We start from the raw sequence: 24712 nt of genomic DNA, 5'->3' as shown, positions 1-24712 counted from the left end.
TAGAGACTGCGGACTAAAGACTCTTGTGCTAGAGGAAAACCTCTGCCAATGCTGATAGCTCCACTAGACTACCGTGAAAGTAGTAGAAGCGCTGTCAATCAGCACACTTGCTTGAATCCCAGTTAGAAGCGCTAGAGTTTCGTCATTGAAACTAATCAAAGTGTTGTTTTCCTCTTGCGCGATCGCTAACTGACCAAAGCTCAATCCATCTGCTAAGCCAATGAAGTCAATACCAACTTGGAAGTCGAGGATAGTATCAGTGCCTTCACCCGCTGCTAGCACAAAGGTATCGCGACCAGTACCACCGGAGAAGTCATCGCCAACGAGTATGTCATTACCCAAACCCCCCCGAATCAGGTCATCACCCGCATCACCATAGATTTGGTCGTCGCCTTCATCACCGTAGAGGGAATCATTACCAGCTTTACCACCAATTCGGTCATTACCTGCGCCGCCATAGATTTGGTCATCACCCCCAACGGTACCGCCAGGTTCACGACTGTTGAGGTCGCCCCGCAACACATCATCACCGTCTTCACCAAAAATCCGGTCATCCCCTAATTCACCCGCCACGAGGTCATTCCCCGCACCTGCGTTGATGATATCGTTGCGATCGCTAGAACCAATCAAGGTCTCACTATCAGCAGTCCCGTTGAGGATATTCGGAGCTTCCAGAACGTTATCTTCCCGCGCTGAAAGGTTTTGAATCCGCAGGTCTTGAGACGGATCGACATCTTCGCTCTCAAAGGTGCCAAGCTGATTGATGTACTCCGCAAAAGCATCCTGCTCTGTACCATTGTCAGCAAACGTCGCTGTCCCTGTCCGTACTCCTGGGTCTACCAAGTCCACTTGGTTTAGCGTATCGCCAAATTCAGGGAAGGGATAGCCATCGCCTCCCTGAGCGAGGAAGCTCAAAGTCACCATCCGGAACGTGCGCGTCGGGTCGCCTACGATTTCCCCATTCTCAACAACCGTCTCAATTAGGTTCCCTTCTGAATCCTTAATTGCCACAGTCTGAACGCGCTCTCCTGCTGGCAAGGTTGCATCAAAGCTGAAAGCCAAGCCACCCACTTGAGGGAACTGACCAGGCGTTGTCCCTGGTTCTGTCGCAGAAACACCATGCTCTAGTACCTCAAGGAGTTGCTCCGCTGTTACGGTGACTAAACTCAGGGCATTGTTAAAGCGCAACGAGTTCTCAATATCTAGCTGAGAAACATCTCCTTCCTCCTTACCTGCCAGAGGATTCGCTGGTGGTGGGAGCCTATCAAAATCGTTAGGGTCTGTGGAACCTGGCGCTGCCTCAATCGCGCCAATATTGTCCCGGATGCCACCACCATTTTTAAGGGAAAGGAGAACAGTGGAGTCAACTTGTTGGGCAGCAAAAAGGTTAGCGTCAGCCGTGAGGTTCCCCAAGTTGGTTTCCTGAGTCCGCACATCGTTCCGAGTCCCATTGAGGAATACCTCTGTTTCACCAAAGATGTTGCCATCCTTGGTATTGATAACTTCGCTCAAAGCATCGGTAATGGCAACAACCTCTGGGTCAGCCACCTCTTCAGGATTGACATCGGTACCATAAACCGTATCAACGCCTAAATCATCCGTTGCGTAAGCGCCACTATCTTCACTAATGTTGGTGATAATGCCGTTCGCATCAAAGTCCAGCACCAAGCGACCAACATACTGCCAGTTACCGTCCGTGTTGACCACATACGTTGGTTGACCACTGGCAGAGGTCAGCTCAATTGGGTATGTCCCTGCGCTAGTGTCTCCACTCCTCAGTGGGTCATCAGGGTTAGCGAGTAAGGTGTTGGAACCACCTGCAATAATTACATCCACATCTTGCAGAAGCCCTGCCAGAGTCTGCTCGATGTTAATTTGCTGCATATGAGCCAGCAGAACAACTTTGTTGATGCCTGTACCTGTTAGCTCATCAACACTCGTCTGAATCTCAGCCGCTAAGGCAGCATAGTCTGTTGGATCAGCAGGAGAAACTCCGACATTACCCGGAGAGGAGATAGAGCGCAGTGTGGGAGTGGTTGCACCAACAACACCAATCCGTTCTCCTAGATCGAGAGTGCCATCACCATCAGTGTCTTCCCCATCATCCAGGACGCCGTTGTCGTTGGTATCTTCTGAACCCACGGTAAGGATAACGCTACTAGCAATGCTGTTGGGTTGGGGAGCTTGTCCATCTTCAACAACAAACCGAGCCAAATTGCTGTCCGTGGTAAAGTCCAGGTTGGAGCTGAGATAGGGGAACTGCGTTCCGACATAGCCATTGCTACTACCGATGAGTTCCGCAACGGTTGAAGTACCCAAGTCAAATTCATGGTTTCCAAAGGCAGACGCCTGGAAGCCAATTTCATTCAAAATCTGGATATCAGCTCGTCCTACACCTTCACGACCTAGAACATCCCGCAGGGCGCGATCGCTACTTGCAGAAAAGAAGGGGCCAGGAATGTAATTATCACCCGACGACAGAATGAGGGTGTTGTCATACGTGTCTCTCAAACCATTAACAACGGCTGAGAAATTGACTGCATCCTCTAGAGCGGGAATTCCGCTTTCCATGTCAGAGGCGTGCAAAATCTGGAGTTGAAAGTCTGCCATGAGTGATGTGTGAAGAGCTTTTCAGTACAAGTTCGGAGTTTCTTGAAATCTGGGTGCAGTTTTTACCTAAAATTTACGCAATCTTTACCTGGATTTAACGTATTTTCATGGACTTTTGACCGCTTTTAGACGTTATCATTGAGTCAAAAAACGTGTAAAGTGATACAGAAAACATTCCTTATGAAGTTTCTGTAAAGTAACTCCGAAACTGAAGTATTTGCGATCGCTCTTTAGTCCGGGTGATAATACATAATCTTCTAGCGGGAAGGGAGTAATTCAGATTCCTATTCAGCCGCAAAATAAATGCGATCGCACAAACGCAATACGCTAATCTGCATTTAAATTGCATTATTGAGGAGACAAGGCAGAAGGAATAAGAGTTTTTGTCTCATCATCAAGATATGCAATTTAGATCCGTCTCAGCTTTTTTGTTTTCCTTGCTGTCTCTAAGTTCCACACACATCCCGCTGTATCTCATCTATCTAAAAACCGCTATAACTACAGTACAGAGAGAACATACTCTCCTTCATTTGCAGCATAATTAGTCGAAACATCATAAACCAAACCCTCCGCTTCAGCGCAGATATCAATTAATACAGGTAATTCTCCATTTTTATTAAAAGTCAGTATTTGGTATAGTAGTTGCCCCGCTTGAATAGAACTTCCCAACTCGACTCTTGACTGAATCATCCCCCCTGACGGAGCGTAGTATTGTTTAACTTGACTTTTTATAGTGAACTTAATTTCATGTTCGGCTGTCTTTGCTATAGGAAACCCCGGAATTTTTAATATTTCCTTTTGGGCTAAATAGTTTTTGATGCCCTGAATACCTCGTTTGACTGACTCTCGATTCATTTGCATCCCAGAACCACATTCCAGTGTCCAAGACTCAATATCAAATTGAATGGTTTTCCCAAACTCTACTAGTTTCTTCTTCAGTTCTAACCAAGGCTTAATAAACGCCTCATCAAAGGTATGTCCATCATATTCACTCATAAGAATTCCATAATTTAGTAGAAAAGCTTTAGCAGTTTCCTCCCGACTTTGGAAGCAATATAAATAGTCTATTGCTTGGTTACTAGAACTATGAATATCAATAACATAGTTAGCATCAAAACATAAAGACTGTAAGTGATAGCGATATCGCTCATTAAATGGCAATCCAGTAGGAGATTGAATTTTTTCAAATTGCTTTTTCAAGCCAAACTGGATTCGTTTAAGATAATTTTGTCTGATCTCAGCAGGGTCAAGATAAACTTGAGACTTGGCAAACTCTTCTAAATCGTCACATTCCTTTTCATAATCCCAAAAGATTCGATTCCAGTCTTTCCCGTCATAGATGTTATAACGCCCTGTCGAGAAGAAATGAGTTCGTTGATTGGTACTCAAAGGATTACAAACAGGAACGAGCCAGATTTCTCCTGTAAGCTGAGTAGCATCAAGAGTCATTAAAAACTCAATTAGCTGATGGATAATTGCATTACCAACAATTTCCGCCCCATGGAGATTGGCTTGTAGGTATGCCTTTTTCCCAGCTTGAGCGCCAATAAACTTATAGACTTGGATAGAAAGGCGATCGCCTGAAGCGAGATGCTGAATTGGAATTGTAGAAATCGTAGGAATCATTAGTAAAATAATTCTCGAGTAGGTGGTAGGTTTTAGGGAAAAATCTAGCTCAAGACTTGGTCATATTAGGACTTCGGGGAAATTCTAACTCCAAGACTCGCCGCTCACCCTACCACCTGCCACCTTGACAGGGATAGGTCACAATCCCCCAATGGAATTCTTTCAGTGGCTTATGACTTAAACTCTAAACCTCCCTTTAGACTGATGCGGTCGCGCTTGGTGAAGCAATAACGTGACCTCTCGGCTATTGCGGTTCATTCCACCTATAGAAAGAGTCAAATAGATTTCTTGATTCCTATAATTTCAAAAAACTTAATCAACTAGATGGGGAGGGTGCTGTAAATGCTGCCTACCGAAGGTAGACGAAGAGTTCAGATTGAAGGAGTCTCCCCAGTAATTGATGGGGGTCGTTTTCCGATTAAGCGAACTATCGGTGAGAAAGTCCATGTTGAAGCCGATATGTTCTGCGATAGTCACGATGCGATCGCAGGTGTCATTTTGTACCGTCCGGAAGCCTCCGAACAGTGGCGAGAAACACCCTTGTCTCCTTTAGTCAATGACCGTTGGCAAGGAGAATTCACAGTTTCTGATAAGGGACGCTATCTCTACACCGTCATGGGCTGGGTTGACCATTTTAAGTCCTGGCGGCGAGACATGGCGAAGAAATTGGACGCAGGACAGGAAGTGTCAGTCGATTGGCTAATTGGAGCGGAACTGGTTGAACAAGCGAGTCAACGGGCATCGGGTGATGATGCCCAACAGTTGAAAGCTTGGGCACAAAAACTTCGGGCTGGAGAAAAACAGAACTCTGCACTCCTACCAGACAATACACTGGCACAAGAATTAGTCGCCCTGGTAGACAAGTACCCCGACCGAGAACTCGCAACAACTTACGAAAAAACACTCCAGATTACCGTTGACCGAGAGAAAGCCCGCTTCAGCACTTGGTACGAAATGTTTCCACGCTCCTGTGGAGAACCTGGCAAGCATGGCACCTTCTCGGACTGCGAAGCCCGTCTGCCCTACATTGCTTCTATGGGCTTTGATGTTCTGTATCTCCCGCCAATCCACCCGATTGGCATCACCTTCCGTAAAGGCAAAAATAACGTAACTAAAGCTGAGTTAGAAGATGTCGGTGTACCTTGGGGAATCGGTGGCCCAGAAGGCGGACACAAGGCGGTCAACCCAAAATTAGGCACCTTAGAGGACTTCCGCTCGTTTGTCTCCAAAGCGGCTGAGCATGGCATCGAAATCGCCTTAGACTTGGCTTACCAATGCTCCCCCGACCACCCTTATGTGAAGGAACATCCCCAGTGGTTTAAGCACAGACCCGATGGGACAATCCAGTATGCCGAAAATCCCCCTAAAAAGTATCAAGATATTTACCCAATCGACTTTGAAACGGAAGACTGGCAGAACCTTTGGGAAGAACTAAAAAGCGTTGTACTGTTCTGGATTGACCAGGGAGTGCGTATCTTCCGGGTGGACAATCCTCATACTAAATCGTTTAATTTCTGGGAGTGGATGATTGGGGAAGTCAAGCAAGAGTATCCCGATATCATTTTCCTCTCTGAATCCTTCACTCGCCCCAAAGTGATGTACCGCCTTGCAAAGCTAGGCTTTACCCACTCCTATACTTATTTCACCTGGCGCAATACACAGTGGGAGTTAACCGAGTACTTCAAGGAATTGACACAAACGGAAGTGTGCGAGTTCTTCCGACCGAATCTGTGGCCGAATACCCCAGATATTCTCCCTGAGTTTCTCCAACAGGGAGGGCAACCTGCTTTTAAGCTTAGGTTAGCTCTAGCCGCGACATTGGGAGCCAACTACGGCATTTACGGACCAGCTTATGAGGTTTGTGAAAACCGACCTCTGCGGGAGAAAAGTGAAGAATATCTGGATTCGGAAAAATACCAAATGCGGGTTTGGGACTTAGACAGTCCTTACAGCATCAAAGGTTGGATTTCACGGATCAATCAGATCCGTCGAGATCATCCAGCCTTGCAGAGTGATAAAGGGCTGAGATTCCATCAGATCAGTAATGAGCAGATTATCTGCTACAGCAAGCAGACTGAGAACATGAGAGATCTGATGTTGATGGTTGTGAACCTCGATCCCCACTATACTCAGTCCGGTTGGCTTCATTTGCCCCTAGAGTCATTAGGACTCAAGCCTGACAAGCCCTATCAGTTGTTCGATTTGCTCAACGATGCCCAATATACGTGGTGGGGTGAGTCTAACTATGTGGAACTCAAGCCCCATGTAACTCCAGCTCATATCTTCGTGATCAGACAGTAACGACTAGCTCTTGGGTCGCACTCCTCTCTTCCTAAAGGAATAGGTTTGTCGCTAATACATAGACCTATCCCTTGCAATTCAGCCAAGAGCTTGTCTGACGAAGGATGCAAGTTTTGATTTTAGCGAGTGTCAACTAATCTCTTGAATAAGCCCGAATAACCCTTGGAAAAGTAGGTTGGAGTGCTTTGATACCGGAAAGTTACAACCGTTGAAATTGTTTTTAGTTAGATGTCCATGACCAGTTGCTCACTAACGTTGCGATGAAAATCCCTCCCCCCTACCACCTACAACCTAACCCCTAACACCTATTTCCAAGATTAGGTTCTCAGTCTAAATAATTACTTCTATTGACAGTTGGACAAATGAACCTAGCCAGTGCAATATACCCCTGAATCTAAAACTTAAAATCTAAAAACTATCCATGCAAAATCATCACTCGATATTGAATGATGACCCTTTATGGTTCAAGGATGCCATCATTTATGAGGTACCAATTCGTGCCTTTGCTGATAGTAATGATGATGGTATTGGTGACTTTCGGGGTCTGACAGAAAAGCTGGATTACCTGAAAGATTTAGGCATCACTGCAATTTGGGTATTACCATTCTTCCCTAGCCCATTGCGGGATGATGGTTACGATATTGCTGATTACACGAGTATTAACCCGATCTATGGCAATTTAGAAGATTTCCAAGACCTTTTAGATGCTGCTCATCAACGAGGTATTCGGGTAATTATTGAGTTAATTATTAACCACACGTCTGACCAACATCCTTGGTTTCAGCGAGCACGCAGAGCACCTAAGGGCAGTAAGGAGCGAGATTTTTATGTCTGGAGTGACACGCCCGAAAAATACCAAGACGCACGGATTATCTTCCAAGATTTTGAAACCTCTAATTGGTCTTGGGACCCGCTTACCAAAGCCTATTACTGGCATCGCTTCTACTCACATCAGCCAGATTTAAATTATGAAAGTCCTGCGGTGCGCCAAGCTGTCTTTGATGTCCTCGATTTCTGGTTGGGGATGGGAGTGGATGGGCTACGCATGGATGCAGTGCCCTATCTATATGAGGAGGAAGGGACGAACTGCGAAAATTTGCCAGCGACTCATGATTTCTTGAAGCAGCTACGCAAGCACGTAGACGAAAAGTACCCCAATCGGATGCTTCTGGCTGAGGCGAATCAATGGCCAGAGGATGCGGTTCAATATTATGCCGCTGGGGATGAATGTCACATGAACTTTCATTTCCCCTTGATGCCGCGCTTGTTCATGTCGTTGCAGATGGAGGATAGCTTCCCAATTATTGATATTCTTCAGCAGACTCCTGCAATTCCCGATAACTGCCAGTGGGCATTGTTCCTCCGCAACCATGATGAATTGACTCTGGAAATGGTGAGCGATGAAGACCGAGACTATATGTATCGGGTTTATGCTCAAGATCTTCAGGCAAGAATTAACTTGGGTATCCGTCGCCGTTTGGCTCCGTTGATGGGGAATAACCGCCGCCGGATTGAATTAATGAATGCTCTATTGCTCTCTTTCCCAGGTACTCCGGTGTTGTACTACGGGGATGAGATCGGGATGGGAGACAACATTTATTTAGGCGATCGCAATGGTGTCCGGACTCCCATGCAGTGGAGTGGCGATCGCAACGCCGGCTTTAGTCGCACGAATCCCCAAAAGCTGTATGCACCGCCAACTGTTGACCCAGAGTATCACTACGAATCGATCAACGTTGAAACCCAACGCGCTAACCCGCAGTCTCTCTGGTGGTGGATGAAACGCCTGATTGCAACCAGGGAACGTTATCAAGCCTTTGGTCGTGGAACATTTGAGTTTCTCTATCCAGAAAACCGCAAAGTCTTGGCTTTTCTTCGTTCCTACAATGGTGAAAATATCCTGGTCGTAGTGAATTTGTCGCGCTTTGTCCAAACGGTGGAATTGGACTTATCGGCATTCCGAGGCATGGTGCCGATTGAAATTTTTGGTCGTACCGAGTTCCCGGCTGTTGGTGAGTCGCCATACTTCCTCAGCCTTAGCCCCCATGCATTCTACTGGTTTACCTTAGAGTTGCAAGAGGAAGCTTCGCCGCTACGCAGACCACAAGCCCAACTGCCGAATCTGGTTATCAGTGGTCAATGGCAGAATGTGTTTGCCAGTGAATCAAGAACAACACTCGCTGGAGTTTTGCCGGGATATCTCTCTACCCGTCGTTGGTTTGGTGGTAAAGCCCGGACAATTCAAACGACGCAAATCACTGAGGTAGTGCCAGTCCCGTACCGAGACAGTGAGGCTTATATCATTTGGCTACAGGTGGATTATACAGAAGGATTGCCTGAAACGTATATCCTGCCAATTGCCTATGTTAGCGTTAGTGATTCCGCAAAAGAGCAAGAGAGTGGTGGTAGTGAGCGTGATGGAAGTCATTACGATCAAGCGATCGCGCAACTTAAGGTTCAGGGAACCAATGAAGTTGGGCTGTTGGTAGATGCTTTAGCTGACAAAGACTTCTTGGCCTTCCCCTTGGAAGCGATCGCATCAGCACGTCGCTACAAGGGAAGTGCTGGTGAACTCCTCGCCACGACAACTGATGTCATCGCGCAATTCCCCATAGAATCCTTAGAGCTTGAACCTCGCTTGCTCAAAGGAGAACAAAGCAATACATCAGTAGTTTACGGCGAAAAGCTCATCCTCAAACTCTTCCGTAAAGTTGAGGAAGGACTCAACCCAGACTTGGAAATTGGGCGCTTCTTGACTGGGAAAAAACTCACCCAACACTTTGCCTCTGTCGCTGGGGCATTGGAGTACCGTAGCCCAGGAAGCCAACCTGTGACGCTTGGGATATTACAAGAGTTTGTCCCAGATACCAGAGATGCTTGGTCTTATACACTGGATGGTTTACGCGACTATTTCGAGCAAGTGCTGGTTAGGCAAATTGATATCAATCAAGTAGAACTGCCATCCAACGCCCTCGTCTCTGATTTGTCAGTTGGTATTCCCGATCTAGCGAAGGAAATTATTGGTTCTTACTTAGCCAGTAGTGAACTTTTAGGTCAGCGCACCGCTGAACTGCACTTGGCATTAGCGTCTGATTCAGAAAATCCTGATTTTGCCCCGGAAGGCTTTACGTCGTTCTACCAGCGATCAATCTATCAGTACATGCGTAACTTGGCAGGGCGCAGCTTACTGTTGCTGAAAAAGCGACTTTCACAACTGCCACCAGAAACACAACACTTGGGGCAGACTGTCCTTAACCGTCAGGAACAACTGATGGATCGCTTTGGGTCAATCTTGAACCTAAAGATTACAGGTCAACGAACCCGTAATCACGGAGACTACCATCTGGGGCAAGTTCTCTACACGGGTAAAGACTTCATCATCATTGATTTTGAAGGAGAACCCGCCCGCCCGATGAGTGAACGGCGGATGAAGCGGAGTCCTCTGCGAGATGTCGCCGGGATGCTGCAATCCTTCAACTACGCGGTAAACCAGGCACTCCGCAATGAAGTCGATAGTGGGATGATTCGTCCTGAAAGTCTCCCAACTATGGAGCAATGGGCGCAGTTTTGGTATGGCTGGGTTGCCAGTGCTTTCCTCAATAGCTATCTACTCACAGCCGCAGAAGCGACTTTCTTACCGAAGTCTTCGCAAGAACTGCAAGTGCTGCTAGATGCTTATCTGTTGGAAAAAGCCGTTTATGAGTTGGGTTACGAACTTAACAATCGCCCTGATTGGGCAGAAATCCCACTTCAACGGATTCTCCAATTGCTGGAATTTTCAGATTAAGAAGCTATCAGCTATCAGCTTTTAAAGACTATCCCTAGCTGAAAGCTAACCGCTAAAACAAGGAGGAAATAAATCATGGTTACGACTCAATCAGCAGTTAGTACTAATGTGACGCTGCTCACCGAGGACGACCTCTACCTATTTAATGAGGGGTCTCACTTTAACTTGTATGAAAAGCTAGGTTCTCACCAGCTAACACACAATGGGGTTGAAGGAACTTACTTTGCTGTCTGGGCACCCAACGCCGCTTATGTCTCTGTCAAAGGTGACTTTAATGGCTGGAATCGAGATAGCCACCCCTTAACGGCTAGAGGCTATACCGGAATCTGGGAAGGTTTTATTCCTGGGATTAGCAAAGGTGTTATTTACAAGTACCACATCGTTTCCCACGGGGGTTATGAGGTAGAGAAAGCTGACCCCGTTGCACTGGCGTATGAGGTGCCGCCCAAAACCGCTTCTGTGGTTTGGGACACTGAGTATACCTGGAATGATTCCGAGTGGATGAACAAGCGCCAGAAGCATAACGCTCTGGATGCTCCAATTGCAATTTACGAAGTCCATACAGGCTCATGGATGCGAGTCCCTGAAGACGGCAATCGTTCTCTTAGCTACCGAGAACTTGCGCCGAAGCTGACTGAATATGTGCAGCAGATGGGTTATACCCATGTTGAGTTTCTGCCAATTACGGAACATCCTTTCTTTGGTTCTTGGGGTTATCAAACTACAGGCTTCTTTGCCCCGACTAGCCGTTACGGAACGCCTCAAGATTTCATGTATTTGGTGGACTACCTGCACCAGCATGATATTGGTGTGATTTTGGATTGGGTGCCGTCTCACTTCCCTACTGATGAGCATGGACTCTCCTACTTTGACGGGACACATCTTTACGAACACGCTGATCCACGTCAGGGTTACCATCCTGACTGGGGTAGTTTGATCTTTAACTATGGACGCAATGAAGTTAGCAGTTTTATCATCAGTAGTGCGTTCTTTTGGTTAGAGAAATGCCATATTGACGGGTTGCGGGTGGACGCGGTGGCTTCTATGCTTTATCTGGACTACTCCCGTAAGCAAGGGGAATGGATACCGAATCAACATGGCAGTAATGAGAATCTAGAAGCGATCGCATTCTTACGTCGTTTCAATGAAGCTGTTTACCAGCGCTTCCCTGATACCGTCACGATTGCTGAGGAGTCTACATCCTGGTCGATGGTATCTCGCCCAACCTTCTTAGGTGGTTTAGGCTTCGGAATGAAGTGGGACATGGGTTGGATGCATGACACGCTCAACTACATGAGCAATGACCCAATTCACCGGAAATACCATCACAATTCCTTGACTTTCCGAATGCTGTATGCATTTAATGAAAATTTTGTCTTACCGCTGTCCCATGATGAAGTGGTGCATGGCAAGGGTTCATTGATTGACAAAATGCCGGGAGACTACTGGCAGAAGTTTGCCAATTTGCGATCGCTTTTTGGCTATATGTACGCTCAATCTGCGAAGAAGCTGCTATTTATGGGCGGCGAGTTTGGGCAATGGCAGGAGTGGAAACACGACAGTAGCTTAGACTGGCATCTGTTGGAGAATCCCATGCATGAAGGTTTACGAAAATGGGTAGCTGACCTGAATCGCACTTATCGACAAGAAAGCGCACTTCACGAACTCGACTTCGACCCCTCCGGGTTTGAGTGGATTGATTGCAACGATTCCCAAAACAGCACCATCAGCTTAATTCGCAAAGGCAGCATTCAGGTGTCAGGGGTTAAGGGTGAGATATCGCCAACTCGCCTAGAACCTGAAGCCTGGAACCCAAATCCTACAGGAACAGTGCTGATAATCTGCAACTTTACTCCCTTACCTCGCTTCAACTACCGAGTCGGTGTTCCTGCTGCTGGCTTCTGGCAAGAATTGCTCAACAGCGATGCCTCTGAATACGGTGGTAGTGGCTTGGGTAATTTAGGTGGAGTACAAGCTGAGGAAATCCCCTATCACGGGCGCCCTTATTCACTGAATATTACCCTGCCACCATTAGCGGTTGCCTTCTTCAAGCTCACCTAAGCGCTGTTTAATTAGCTAATACCCCCGTTAACTCTACTAGGGTTAACGGGGTTTCTCAAATTGCCCCCCTATCTCCCAACTTTGGGGGAACCGGAGTTTATAGCGTTTCTCTATTTGCTGAGGTACAAAGTAGTTGGCTTTCAGGCAGAAGGCAGAAGGCAGAGGGCAAAGGGCAGAAGTTGAGTGTACTCCACTTATTTGAGAACTGCAATAAAGTCCCCAGAATTAGGGGATTTAGGGGGCGAATAAGACCTTATTGTTAGATTAAACTTCATTCCTAACCTCTTGGAGCCTATATTCAAGCTCGCTACGTTTACGCTGAACCTGAACCTGTTCAGCTTTGACTTCTTCTGAAGCATGATGAATCTTACTATGCTCAGCTTCTAGCTCCTCTTGTTTAGCTTCTAGCTCCTCTTGTTTAGCTTCAACCTCCTCAACTTCAGTTTTGAGCTTAGCCGCAAGTTTGCTAATAGGGATTGATTGATCATTGTCCTGATTCATATCTCAAATCCTTGGTTATATTAAAAAAGCTATATTCAACTTAAATAATAAACCAGATAGTTTTTGTAAAAACTGTAGTATTTAAGTTTGATATCTTTCTTGAAAGAAGTTAGTTTTAATTAACAAAAATAGAAAACTATGAACACTCTTGAAACCCACTCTTACAAAAATTAGAAGATTGAAATCTACCAAAACTAATCCGGTAGTTTTGGATATCACTGCTACGACTCAAACAACGATTTGTAATATGTTAAAAGTTTAAATAATTGAACAGGGCAAAAAGATAACCTACATGAATTAAACCGATGCCAAGAACAGCACAAAAGACTAGAAGAAGAAGCCGATAGACCGCATAGGGTTGAGAAACCATAAGTATATACTCCTAGAAGTTTATGGTTTCATGCTCCCTATAAACATCATTTAAAGCCTCTTCCTTTAGTTCAAATCTATAAGTAGGGAAGAGGTAGGACTCAGTATTCAGAAGTACTCCTAAGGGTTATCTTTCTAAGGAAATAGAACTTAACATAACTTCAATGGTTAGAGGTAAAAACACTCAAAATGCTAAGAAGTTTCTATCAGAAGTTCAGATTCCCGACTTCTTTGAGAAGTCGGGAATCTCGCGTTCAATGGTGTGCGCCATCCCTTGAAGCTCAAAGTTTCTTACGCTCTAAGTCTTTGAGTACCACCCGTGCAGCATTGCGACCTGATGCACCCATGATTCCGCCACCTGGATGTGTGCTTGCCCCAGTTAGGTACAGCCCCTTGAGGTGCGTTTTGTAGTTAGCCATGCCAAGGAAAGGGCGCAGCATAAACATCTGATCCATACTCATTTCCAAGTGCATGACATTGCCTCGGTACAAGCCAAGTTCACGCTCTAACCATAAGGGATGCTGGAATAATTGCCCAACTATCTTGGAACGGGTTCCAGGAGCATACTTCTCAAAGGTATCTAGAATATTCTCGGATACTTCTTCAGCCCGATCATCCCAGTTTCCGGAGGCAAGTTCGTAAGGGAAATACTGTCCCCACAACCACAACACTTCACCACCAGGTGGAGCTAGTGTATCATCGACCCCACTGAAGCTCATTGCAAAGATGGGCGGGTCTTGTGCGGGTTCACCTTTCTGGTAGTCACTGAAAGCAGTGTTGATTTGCTGGCGATCGCGACAGAGTAGTTGCAAGGCAACACGAGCATCTTTACCGGGATGGGCTGTGTAGGAGATCGGAGAATCCAGTGCCAGACGCAGCATAACGGCAAAGCCATTACCTGTCCGCATTCTTTTTGCGCCTCTCGGTCGATGTTCAGGTGGCAAGAGTTTCCCAAATGTTTCGATCGCATGAGTTCCGGCAACTACTGTCCGTGCGGTGTAAGTCTGTCCTTCAACTTCGATGCCAACAGCACGTCCGTCTTCTACGAGAATCTTTTCGACAGGTGCATTTAAGTGTACCTCTCCACCATGAGCGGTAATGTGCTTTGCGATCGCTTGCGTTAGCATTCCCGAACCACCCTTCGGTCGGGCGACACCGCCTTCATGGTAAAGCGGTTGCCAAAGTACAAATGGGCCACTCAGCGATTCAGTAGGTGGTGGGCCAGATTGGGCAGCCATCCAGACTAATGGTGCTTTAATCTTCTCTTCAGTGAAGTAATCATCCACGACTTGACCAAATGGTCTAAACAGCGTTTGGAATGTATTGAACCAACCCACCTGCTTAGACTTACCAGCAATCATCTTCTTGCCCAACTCGAATGGGCTAGGACTACTCAAGAAGTAGTCTTTGATCTGGATCATCAAGGGTCGCCAATCGTTTAAGAAACGGGCGTAAGCTTCGCCTTGTCCGGGAAATTTGGCTTCTAGATGATTAATAGTTTTTGCTTCATCTCGGTAGAAGAATACCGCATCACCGTCGGGAAACGGGGCAAAGAACATGGGGTCTAGTTCGATATACTCTAGCCCGTAATCCTCTAGCTTCAATTCCTGCACAATCGGTGTTAAGCGAATCAGGATGTGTGCGCTGCCGCCAATGTCGAAGCGGTATCCTGGCACAATTTCCTTAGTAGAGACAGCGCCCCCAATAATATCTCTACGCTCAAACACTCCCACTTTATAGCCAGCTTGAGCTAGGTAGGCGCTGGTAATCAGGGCGTTGTGTCCACCTCCGATTGTGATTACGTCGTAGTCGTATGCGTTTGAAGCCATTGTGCTGTTTTCGTTGTCGATCGCTAACTCCCTTAATCCCACATTACCGCTTGTGGCGATCGCATTCTTCATAGGCTAGAGGCTAGGGCGTGTTTTCTCGCCCCTTAGATCCCCCTAGCCCCTATGCATTAATCGCATCTTTCTTAACAAAAGATGGAAGGCGGTAGGCGTTATCAGCCAATAACGGAACACAACTACTGATATTGATAGCGGCGGCAAGTTCAACATCTTTTGCAAATCCCCGTGCAACCAACTCTTTACCTGAACTACATTGTTCCAAAGTGGTGCCGAGATTACCTTTCAAATTCTGAAATGCTGCTACAGCTACTTCTGCTTCTGGTGAGAGTCTTCCATCTAAGTAGCTGAGAATTGCACCCGCCCCAATCAAATCTTCCCAAGCTGGACGTAAACTTCGATCTTCCCAGCGTTCGCCAGCAGGGATAACAGCAATCTTGGTTCCATAGCTTCGGGCAAAATCTGCAACAGCCTTACAGTTACGCAGACAGCCAGCTAGTGTCGGTGTTTGCCCGGTGCGTAAAGTCAGAGAAGCACCATTGGGTGATGGTAAGACAAGTCTGGTTCCAGCCGGAATATCAACCAGTGAGACAGGAGAGAGGGAGTAGCCATTGCTAGCTTGACGCTTCTGACTTGCGAGTTCGGCATTCACAGATTGGGCATAATCAACAGTTGATTCATCCTTCCATCGGTAAGGAAATATTGTTGCTCCCCGATTAGTCGCAATTTCAACAGACGTTGAAAAAGAGAGGACATCAACAATAACTACAACATCACTAATTGGGGCAAGTTTTGCCACGCCTTGCTCACCCCACTCACACCGAAGCTCAAACTCTGACTGGTCGAAAATCATAATCTTCAGGGTGCTGGATTGGGGTAACGAGCATGAACAAGAAGAATACAGGAGTTCAGAATTCTTCTGAACCCTTTCAATCAACAATTCATACTTTGATTCAGTAACGTTTGGAATTGATGCGGTTGTCTAGACAATGAACAGAAAAATGCGATCGCTACTTCCAGAATTTCTCAATACAAACAGCATCACTCTCACCAGTTATCTGAATTTGTAGTCTTAATCCAAACCGAGTGGGTGCAACATCTCTCTCGAATTCTTGTACTCTAGTGCTAGCTAGAACGGGGAGCTTCAATAAGAAGCACTTTACCGCTAAACTAAAACCGGAAGCAAGTGAGCCGGAATGCAAGTCCGTCACTAGAATTGAGACATTGTTGCCGCTAATTAGGTGAAGTGCCGATGACGAATTTACCGCCTCGTGACCCCCGTTCGTCTAATCTAGGTTTCGATGAGTTAATTGGTGTTGTTGTCGCCTTCGGTGTGATTGGCACAATTTTGGCTGTGTTGCTTGGTCAAAAGGACAATCGGTTTGGTTTTGAAGCCTTAGATCCTTCATCAACAACTACTCCAGCCAGTCCAGGGGCTTTAATCATTCCTAGCCCTACGCCAGAAGCAACGTTACCCACTCCAATAGCAAGAGAGACACCGTCACCTTCACCAACAACAGTAGGACCACGAAGAGTAGGGCAGCGAGCGGTGGGTCCCTTAATAGTGGGAGCCGCTCCAGCCGCAAAGACAGAGGAAGCGGAAGCGGAAGCTACTCCAGTTAAGGGTTTCTCAGATGTTCCTCAAGACTATTGGGCACGTCCTTACATTGAAGCACTAACCCAGAGAGAAGTCATCGCTGGCTATACTGATGGAACTTTCCGCCCTGACGAACCAGTAACCAGGGCAGCATTCGCGGCTCAGTTAGATAAAGCGTTTGCCGAGAAACCCGTTGCAGGCACTCCAAGATATACCGCAGACTATAAGGATGTTGCTAACCAGTTCTGGGCATCATCAGCAATTCGGCAAGCAAGCGCCAACGGATTTATGCGAGGCTATCCTGGAAATGTCTTTCGACCTCAACAAGAAATTTCTAAGCTGCAAGCCTTGCTAGCGCTCAATAGTGGGCTGAATTTACCTGCACCTGCGGCTCCTAACCAAGTTTTACAGGTTTATCAAGATGCTGCTCAAATTCCTAAGTATGCAACTAACGCTGTGGCAGCAGCGACACAAGCAGGGATTGTGGTCAATCATCCCAATCGCCAACAACTAAACCCAAACATCCTCATCACTCGTGCTGAAGCGGCGGCATTGATTCATCAAGCGATGGCAAAAGCTGGCAAGGTGGAAGAAATTTCAACTGAATACCTTGTTAAGCCACAATAGACGGCTGGCAGTTAAGCTTCTATCAAATGGTGAGAGCAGGTATGTCTTTGCAGCAGGCTTGGCAATTATGACGATTGCATTCCAGAAAATGATGCTTGAGGAGTATCTTTACAAGGAGAAGCTGTTCATGAGCGATCGCACTCGTGAACAGCTAGGTATCAGCTCTTCACAACACTGACTTGCCTAACTTGGGTGAGGAAGCGGAACGCTTTGACGTAAAAGTTTGCACAATCGCAAGGAGACGTGTTGTAAAACAGGCTCCACGCAGCGGCTTTGTCCTCATCATAGTGGTTGGCTCGTTCAGGATAGCGTTCCAGCCATGCCAGTCGCACGGCATGACCAATTAGCACATCCAGCACAATATATTCTTTGATTTGCAAGTTGGGGTTGCGATCGCATACTTGAGCCAGCGTTATCAGCGTCTCAACATTGACTTGTCTGTACTGTGGTGCTGAAATTTTATTGAGCAGATGCTCCACTCGCAGAGCAAAATTCTTTTCCCCCGGTGTCATCTGTGCCAGCAAAAAGTCACTATCTAGACGATTACGAGGCTCTAGCTTATCGCCAATTAACACGCCTTTGCCGTGTTTCATCAAGCGCCAAACACATTTGAAAAAGTCAGGCGGAAGGCGGTTCATACTTCCCTGCTGTTGCCGATAACGCAACCAGCCTCCTTCTGACACCTCTGTTTCATCTTGTGTTGCTGGTTGTACCACCCAATCAATTTCACTCTCGTTTTGTTTAAGCTGTAGCGATTCTTGCTGATGTAATAGCTGACTCATCCCTGCATACCCAGCTAAGCAGGAACGGAGTCGCCTAGTCACCTCAAACGGTGTAAATTCCATCAACTGTTGATGGGCTTCATCCTGAGTGACACCCAACTCCCGTGCCAGTTCGCTGGTAATCAGTAGAATTAAATAACCTACACGTAGCGTCAGTAGACCTTTGAACAAGTGGGGTTCCGACCTAATTAACATACCGAGATAGATCAGAATTTCCTGACTCAAGACGCGATCGCGAATATCCTCCCGACAGAATTGATGGATTTTTTCCATAATTTGGTCGTTAGGCATCGGGCTTGTAATCAGCGATGCTTCACTGTAAGACTTGCCGACTGCAATCTGCTTACCACGTACCAAGAGATTGGTCACCATGTCCGACAAACAAAGATCGACCATCTGTCGCAATCCCGCAGCTTGACGAATAATTGCCCAAACTCCAGTATGACCTGCCTTTGTGTAGACTTCATCGAGCAAGTCCGCCACCGTAACCGATTGCCCCCAGCCACCCAAACCTGTGTCAAACTCAAGACCGCAGAGACGGGTTAACCTCTGCAACAACTGAATTTGCTCATAGAGGTTAAGAGACTCACGCAACTGAGAAAGCAAGATTCCCACCTCGGTTTCTGACTCGATCTGAAATTCTTGGGTATAGTTCAACGGCAAGTTTTTCTCACTCGCGCAAGCCAAGTGATACCGTCGTGACATGGTATCTTTGACCGACTCCTTAGAAAATTCAAAGTCGTGCAGAAAATCAATCCGTTCACTTCCAGCTTTCAGTATTAGCTGATTTAGCCGCCCCAGTTTGACCTTTACACCATTACAATGACCATCTTTTAGTTCCTGCATCAATGCCAACAACGCCTCGCTGCCCGTCTCCAGCATCGTCTGGGTCAACATTAGCGTCATTGTCGGACGCCCCGGTGGATTCCAATGATCCCGAATATAAGCCAGTTCACTTTTAATCTGTTCCACCAGGAAATGGTAGTCAAGCGTTAGGTAAAATTGCTGCGGGTCTAAAATGCACGGCAGGAAGACCATTGTCTCGCCCCGAAGGCGATAGATTCTTGATGTTGTCAGACTCCGCAAACGCCGCGCCGGACGTCCACTCATACCCAGCTTGTCGTTGCGCCCAACTTGGGTATAAGCGGCTGACAGTTCTCCTGCGTGACGCACCTGAATCGGCTCTATCTGCTCAGGAGTTTGCGTCTCAATACCGTAGACTTCCAGTTTGGCTTGCAAATCTTCATTTTCCGCCAGCAGTGCGATTTGTACGACGACTTCCCGTTGCCGCCCTACACGTAAGTAGCGTCCTAGTGGGTCAATATCGCCAACGGACAATAACCCTTCACTCAGCATCTGACCCAGCAGATACAACCCTTGCGCCCAAACCAATGGAATATTTTCGTTCGCCAAACGTGGCTGGCTGTGAGGATTTGCCTTCTCTGCCTCTACATTCTCAGCGGGAACGTAGTAAAGCTCTGGTAGGAGACGTAAACCATCGCGTTCAACTACTATTGACTCCAAACGCTCCTGGTATTCTTTGACTTGTGCTGCATCTCCCCGAAATATGCCATCCAGAAGTAGGTAGGTGAAAAACAACGGCCACTCACACTCTATATTTTCAAACTGTTGCAGTTCCCAAGGTTCGTAGTGCAAGCGATCGCAATTTTCCAAAACCGTTTGGTGTCCATCCCTCAAGAAGCGTTTGCAACCATATCGTCCTTGCAGTTTGTTGATGATTTCCAAACGTGTGCGTTCCACTAACTCCTCATCTTCCACCGCAAACGCAGGAAAACTAATCGCGCTCAACAAAGCCGCGTCAACTTCTTTAGAGTTAGATTCTCTAGGCAACAGGTTTTGCAGTGTAATTCGGGCGCGAGCAATTTCATCCGGTAGGACGTGGATAACGGAGGCTTGAGAACCACGGACACCAAACAAATCTAATTTATTGATCGCTTCCAGTGCCGCTTTTGCCATTCCGATGGAACTAGCATTCAGTTCTGGATGGGCATTATTAATCTTGTTACCTCGCTCCCAAATGCCATAATCGGGAGTTCGATAGGCACGTCCGATGTAGTGAACTAGATTCTGGACAAAGTTCACCTCGTCAATCGTATCGATAATCTCCAACCCTGAAGCGGTCATCTGGGCAAGCATCAGCAGCCAAAGCGAGGTTGCATCAACTTGTAAATGTCCCCATTCCCCATCGCCAACAACAATGTCACCCGTCTGGGTATCGTACTTGGCGTGTAAAGAATCTTTTATCGCCTGGGTATATTTAAAATGCTCAACTTTATGAGCCTGTCGCATCATCGCGTACAACAACCCACGCATCAACTTGATGACGCTATGTTCTAGTTCATAGATACGTCCTTTATCTTCATCAAGTTTGCGGTAAGCTAGCGCCAAACCCCACACCGCCAAAATGCTGTAGACGTTATCTCGCACCCAGGCATCGTTATAGTCACCATGAGCATTAACGGCAGTACTTGCAGGTAGTAAACCTGTGATCGGATTCTGGCGTGAAAGAATAATGGTCTTGATTTGTTGATAGTAATAATCCAGACGAGTTGATAATTGAGTAGCAGTTTTGGACATAGAATTCTCCAGTAACTTCAGGAATTTGACCCAGGCGCAGTGAGATATATCCAGTACGTGGAAGTCAATCTGAACTGGGTCTTGTACAGGCGATTTGCCAACTGATTGAGGTTGATTAGATTTTTCTAAAGGTCTTCTTTAACGGCTTTTTTTAAACACAAGGGTTGGGAGCCTGTCAATAAGCCCTCATCCCCTAACCCCTTCTCAAGAGCGCTCTTGAGAAGGGGAACTGGAATTTGGCTCCCCCTCGCCCAGTATTGGGAGAGGGGGCTGGGAGGTGAGGGCAGGAGATTGTTTGCAAAACTGACATGCTCCCAAAGGGTTTAACTCTGTAGTTAAAGCTATGAATTTACTACTAATCTGTATCAAAGTTTGGATAAGCCTATCCGTATATTTGATAACGTTTTCAATTCTTGATCGCGCTTATAAATAGCACAAAATCTGAGAAATTTATCTCGAAAGATAGAAGATGTATTGAACCACAAATGTCTTTCTCTATGCCTTACATACATAAACCTAGACATTATTGGCATCACTGATTGCCTGGATGCTGATGAAGTACCCAAAGTACATAATAGGAATATCAATTAGATTGTTAATATTCCCTGATTAATGGGGCTGCCATCTAACCAGAGTGCTTGTGGATTATGCTAATCAACAGGCACAGGCTAAGAGACTCTGAAGTAGACCAGCAAAGCGTCACAAGAGAATCTTCCCGACCCGTAGGGATAATGAAAACGTCAGAGGTATCTGCCGAAAGGTACAGAGATTTAGTAAGATAAACTATCTGTTGATAGACACAAAATAGTTGTAATCAAGCTAAGTTTTCACTAACAAGTAAACTGGACAGGTAAGTGTTTTTTGTTTCCAGTTCTTGTCTGCTTTCTGTGAACTTTTTTTATTAAGTTCTCTCGATAGGAGGCTCATAACATGGCGACTACTGACACAGTACGCTCAGTCTTTATTCTTTGATATCCAACATTTACCAGAGCGCGTGACTACCGATGAGCATGACATCTAATAAAAGCCCAGTTGTGATTCCATCTATGGGATTTGATCGCACTGAATTTCTTCAAACCTTTCCCGTTTCCTCCTCTAAAGAGGGTCGTTTCTACTCACTCCCTCAGCTTGAAGAGGCAGGAATCGGAGAAATCTCCCGACTTCCTGTCTGTCTGAGGATTATTCTTGAGTCGCTGATGAGGAATTGCGACGGAAAGAAAATCCAAGAGTCAGACATTACGACCTTAGCCTCCTGGCAGCCGAATGCCGATCGCACAGCTGAGATTCCGTTTATCGTTGCTAGGGTGTTGCTCCAAGACTTTACCGGAGTCCCTCTCGGAGTCGATCTGGCAGCGATGCGATCGGCTGTAGCCCGAATGGGGCAACCTGCCGAAATCATTGAACCGCTTGTGCCTGTAGACCTTGTGATCGACCACTCAGTACAGGTCGATTTTGCAGGTCTAGCTGATGCATTTAACCTTAATTTGGAGATGGAATTCAAGCGGAATATCTCTCGCTACGAGTTCCTTAAGTGGTGCCAGCAGTCCTTCAAGAGCTTCAATGTCATACCACCGGGAATTGGAATCTGTCATCAGGTAAATCTTGAATACCTTGCTCAAGGAGTGCTGGAGAAGGAGGGAGTCTACTACCCTGACACCATTGTCGGGACAGATTCTCATACAACGATGATTAATGGACTGGGTGTAGTCGGTTGGGGAGTTGGGGGGATTGAAGCAGAAGCCGCCATGTTGGGACAGCCAGTTTACATCCTTACTCCTGACGTAGTAGGCGTTTGCATGAAGGGTAAGCTTCGGGAGGGAGTCACAGCCACTGACCTCGTACTTCATATTACTGAACTGCTTCGCAAGACGAAAGTAGTCGGGAAATTTGTAGAGTTTCATGGTGAGGGAGCGTCTTCCTTATCCGTGACCGATCGCGCAACAATTGGCAATATGTCTCCTGAGTATGGCGCGACAATTGGCTTCTTCCCGATTGACGAAAAAACCTGTGACTATCTGGCAGCAACCGGACGCAGCCAAGCCAAGGTAGATGCGTTACGAAACTACTACACCGCTCAAAAAATGTTTGGGATTCCTCAAGAGGGTGAATGCCAGTACAGTACGGTAGTGGAAATCGATCTGGCTGAAGTGACTCCTTCGATCGCTGGCCCAAAACGTCCTCAGGATAGAATTGCTCTGGAAAATGTAAAACCAGGTTTCCTGGAGACGCTGCAATCCCAGACAGCGACAGGGTATAGTAAACCCGCTTCCGAGATCGGCGTAAAGTTTAGCAACACCCAAGATATTGATATAGAGCGATCGCATCAGGGTGGAGGCGAACAGGCACCTGAGACAGTACCGATGGGTGCTGGAAACCAAAGTACGAAAGACACAAGCACCATCACCGAGATCGAGATGATGACCAATCGTCCGACTCCAGATCGGATCGAGGAGGTGCTGCCAGACGAGCAGGAGCAGGCAATTCGGGAGGAGTTTCCAACAACTGAGCTTGAAATCGCTCATGGAGATGTACTGATTGCGGCGATTACTTCATGTACCAATACCTCCAATCCCAGTGTAATGCTTGCGGCAGGTCTGGTCGCAAAGAAGGCGGTAGAACGGGGACTGAGCGTGAATCCTAAGGTGAAAACCTCGCTGGCACCGGGTTCGCGTGTGGTGACCGATTACTTGGAAAAAACGGGATTGCAGCCTTATCTTAATGAATTAGGCTTTAATTTGGTGGGCTACGGTTGCACGACCTGCATTGGAAATTCTGGCCCAATTGAGCCTGCGATCGAGGCACTTCTCCAGCAGAAGGATATCGTTGCAGCGAGTGTACTTTCAGGCAATCGTAACTTTGAAGCCCGGATACATCAGAATATCAAAGCCAACTTCCTGATGAGTCCTCCGCTTGTGGTCGCTTATGCGATCGCGGGAAGTATGCTAGTCGATTTGCTAAACGAACCTCTGGGAAAAGATAAGGAGGGGAAGGACGTTTATTTGAAGGAAATATGGCCGACTTTAGAGGAAATCGGCGAACATACCGCATCAGCGTTAGACCCCGATACTTATCAAAGCCTCTACAAGGGTGTTGAACACAAGAATCAGCTTTGGGATGAAATTCGTTCCATTGGCGGCGAAGTGTACGAATGGGACACCACCTCCACCTACATCCAAGAGCCTCCATACTTTGAAGGGTTCAGTATGTCACCTGAGAAGGTAGCTGACATTATCAACGCCCGACCTCTTGCGATATTTGGAGATTCAGTTACCACCGATCACATCAGTCCCGCAGGTGCAATTAAACCGAGTTCTTCAGCAGGAACCTATCTCAAGGAGCATGGAGTAGCTGTCGAAGATTTCAACAGTTATGGTTCTCGTCGTGGCAATCATGATGTGATGGTTCGTGGCACCTTTGCGAATGTGCGAATCAAAAATTTAATGGTTCCCGGAACTGAAGGAGGCGTAACTGTCCATCATCCTAGCGGTGAGAGGATGGGGATTTATGAAGCTTCAATGCAGTATCAAACCTCTAATACTCCCCTTGTAGTCATTGCGGGACAAGAGTACGGCACTGGCAGTTCCAGGGATTGGGCAGCGAAGGGAACGAGTCTCCTGGGAGTTAAAGCAGTTATTGCCCAAAGCTTTGAGCGAATTCACCGGAGCAACCTGATAGGCATGGGAGTCTTGCCCTGCCAGTTCTTGGAGGGAACGAACGCCGCTAGTTTGGGGCTAACCGGGGAGGAGCTATTTACCCTCAAGGGTTTGGAAAGCAGCATTGCTCCCCGCCAGACTCTCTCCCTCTTGATCGAGTACCCGTTAGGAGAGAAGAAAGAGGTGCCAGTGCTTCTAAGGCTCGATACTGCGATCGAGGTCGATTACTACTGTCATGGAGGTATCCTACCGTATGTACTAAGACAGTTGGTGGAATAACATGCATTCACTTGGATGCATCTCATTTTTGCAGAGATAATTTGTTGTGGGGCGGGCAGGATGCCCACCCTTTAGCT

General features: G+C 46.8%; 11 protein-coding genes. 5 read left to right on the top strand and 6 right to left on the bottom strand.

Translation table 11 applies throughout. The features are described from left to right. Positions 1-63: 63 nt before the first annotated feature. Together AC5JL3_RS02110 and AC5JL3_RS02105 are read right to left on the bottom strand one after the other, a co-directional pair. A complete protein-coding gene (locus AC5JL3_RS02110) occupies positions 64-2610 on the bottom strand; it encodes a 5'-nucleotidase C-terminal domain-containing protein (protein WP_496072912.1) in 2547 nt (848 codons plus the stop codon). Positions 2611-3108: 498 nt separating this feature from the next. Then, positions 3109-4236, bottom strand: coding sequence for a succinylglutamate desuccinylase/aspartoacylase family protein (locus AC5JL3_RS02105; protein ID WP_496072911.1), 1128 nt, complete (start codon positions 4234-4236; stop codon positions 3109-3111). Between the two features lie 342 nt (positions 4237-4578). Between AC5JL3_RS02105 and AC5JL3_RS02100 the strand changes: the two genes are divergently transcribed. The 3 genes from AC5JL3_RS02100 (at position 4579) to glgB (ending at position 12385) form a co-directional block, all read left to right on the top strand. Then, positions 4579-6537 carry an alpha-1,4-glucan--maltose-1-phosphate maltosyltransferase gene (locus AC5JL3_RS02100; RefSeq protein ID WP_496072910.1) on the top strand — a complete coding sequence of 653 codons (1959 nt, stop codon included), beginning with the start codon at positions 4579-4581 and terminating at the stop codon, positions 6535-6537. Positions 6538-6958: 421 nt separating this feature from the next. After that, entirely contained in the window at positions 6959-10324 is a 3366-nt protein-coding gene (gene treS, locus AC5JL3_RS02095; protein ID WP_496072909.1) for a maltose alpha-D-glucosyltransferase, read from the top strand. 75 nt (positions 10325-10399) lie between these two features. Next, positions 10400-12385, top strand: coding sequence for a 1,4-alpha-glucan branching protein GlgB (glgB, locus tag AC5JL3_RS02090; protein WP_496072908.1), 1986 nt, complete (start codon positions 10400-10402; stop codon positions 12383-12385). Positions 12386-12649: 264 nt separating this feature from the next. On the opposite strand, the gene AC5JL3_RS02085 is transcribed toward glgB, so the two are convergent. The 3 genes from AC5JL3_RS02085 to AC5JL3_RS02075 form a co-directional block, all read right to left on the bottom strand. Continuing rightward, positions 12650-12886 carry a hypothetical protein gene (locus AC5JL3_RS02085; protein WP_496072907.1) on the bottom strand — a complete coding sequence of 79 codons (237 nt, stop codon included), beginning with the start codon at positions 12884-12886 and terminating at the stop codon, positions 12650-12652. Positions 12887-13536: 650 nt separating this feature from the next. Next, on the bottom strand, positions 13537-15156 hold the full coding sequence (locus AC5JL3_RS02080; RefSeq protein WP_496072906.1) for a phytoene desaturase family protein: 1620 nt from the start codon (positions 15154-15156) through the stop codon (positions 13537-13539). A gap of 49 nt (positions 15157-15205) precedes the next feature. Next, complete coding sequence (locus AC5JL3_RS02075; protein ID WP_496072905.1) at positions 15206-15952, bottom strand: 2-phosphosulfolactate phosphatase; 747 nt, start codon at positions 15950-15952, stop codon at positions 15206-15208. A gap of 399 nt (positions 15953-16351) precedes the next feature. Here AC5JL3_RS02075 and AC5JL3_RS02070 point away from each other — a divergent pair, with 399 nt between their 5' ends. Next, positions 16352-17323 carry an S-layer homology domain-containing protein gene (locus AC5JL3_RS02070; RefSeq protein ID WP_496072904.1) on the top strand — a complete coding sequence of 324 codons (972 nt, stop codon included), beginning with the start codon at positions 16352-16354 and terminating at the stop codon, positions 17321-17323. A 158-nt stretch (positions 17324-17481) separates the two neighbouring features. On the opposite strand, the gene AC5JL3_RS02065 is transcribed toward AC5JL3_RS02070, so the two are convergent. Beyond that, on the bottom strand, positions 17482-20703 hold the full coding sequence (locus tag AC5JL3_RS02065; protein WP_496072903.1) for a phosphorylase b kinase regulatory subunit alpha/beta: 3222 nt from the start codon (positions 20701-20703) through the stop codon (positions 17482-17484). Positions 20704-21707: 1004 nt separating this feature from the next. Here AC5JL3_RS02065 and AC5JL3_RS02060 point away from each other — a divergent pair. Further along, the gene (locus AC5JL3_RS02060) at positions 21708-24635 is read left to right on the top strand and encodes an aconitate hydratase (RefSeq protein WP_496072902.1); all 2928 of its coding nucleotides are present in this window, start codon (positions 21708-21710) and stop codon (positions 24633-24635) included. The last annotated feature ends 77 nt before the right edge of the window (positions 24636-24712 follow it).

Source organism: Symplocastrum torsivum (assembly GCF_059505465.1).
Note: the sequence above shows the minus strand (reverse complement) of the source record. Positions and strands in the feature narration are given on the sequence as shown.

Coding starts and splice junctions, on each gene's coding strand:
- AC5JL3_RS02105 (WP_496072911.1), bottom strand. CDS start 4,236: ATGATTCCTACGATTTCTACAATTCCAATTCAGCATCTCGCTTCAGGC.
- AC5JL3_RS02075 (WP_496072905.1), bottom strand. CDS start 15,952: ATGATTTTCGACCAGTCAGAGTTTGAGCTTCGGTGTGAGTGGGGTGAG.
- AC5JL3_RS02065 (WP_496072903.1), bottom strand. CDS start 20,703: ATGTCCAAAACTGCTACTCAATTATCAACTCGTCTGGATTATTACTAT.
- AC5JL3_RS02080 (WP_496072906.1), bottom strand. CDS start 15,156: ATGAAGAATGCGATCGCCACAAGCGGTAATGTGGGATTAAGGGAGTTA.
- glgB (WP_496072908.1), top strand. CDS start 10,400: ATGGTTACGACTCAATCAGCAGTTAGTACTAATGTGACGCTGCTCACC.
- AC5JL3_RS02070 (WP_496072904.1), top strand. CDS start 16,352: ATGACGAATTTACCGCCTCGTGACCCCCGTTCGTCTAATCTAGGTTTC.
- AC5JL3_RS02100 (WP_496072910.1), top strand. CDS start 4,579: ATGCTGCCTACCGAAGGTAGACGAAGAGTTCAGATTGAAGGAGTCTCC.
- AC5JL3_RS02085 (WP_496072907.1), bottom strand. CDS start 12,886: ATGAATCAGGACAATGATCAATCAATCCCTATTAGCAAACTTGCGGCT.
- AC5JL3_RS02110 (WP_496072912.1), bottom strand. CDS start 2,610: ATGGCAGACTTTCAACTCCAGATTTTGCACGCCTCTGACATGGAAAGC.
- treS (WP_496072909.1), top strand. CDS start 6,959: ATGCAAAATCATCACTCGATATTGAATGATGACCCTTTATGGTTCAAG.
- AC5JL3_RS02060 (WP_496072902.1), top strand. CDS start 21,708: ATGAGCATGACATCTAATAAAAGCCCAGTTGTGATTCCATCTATGGGA.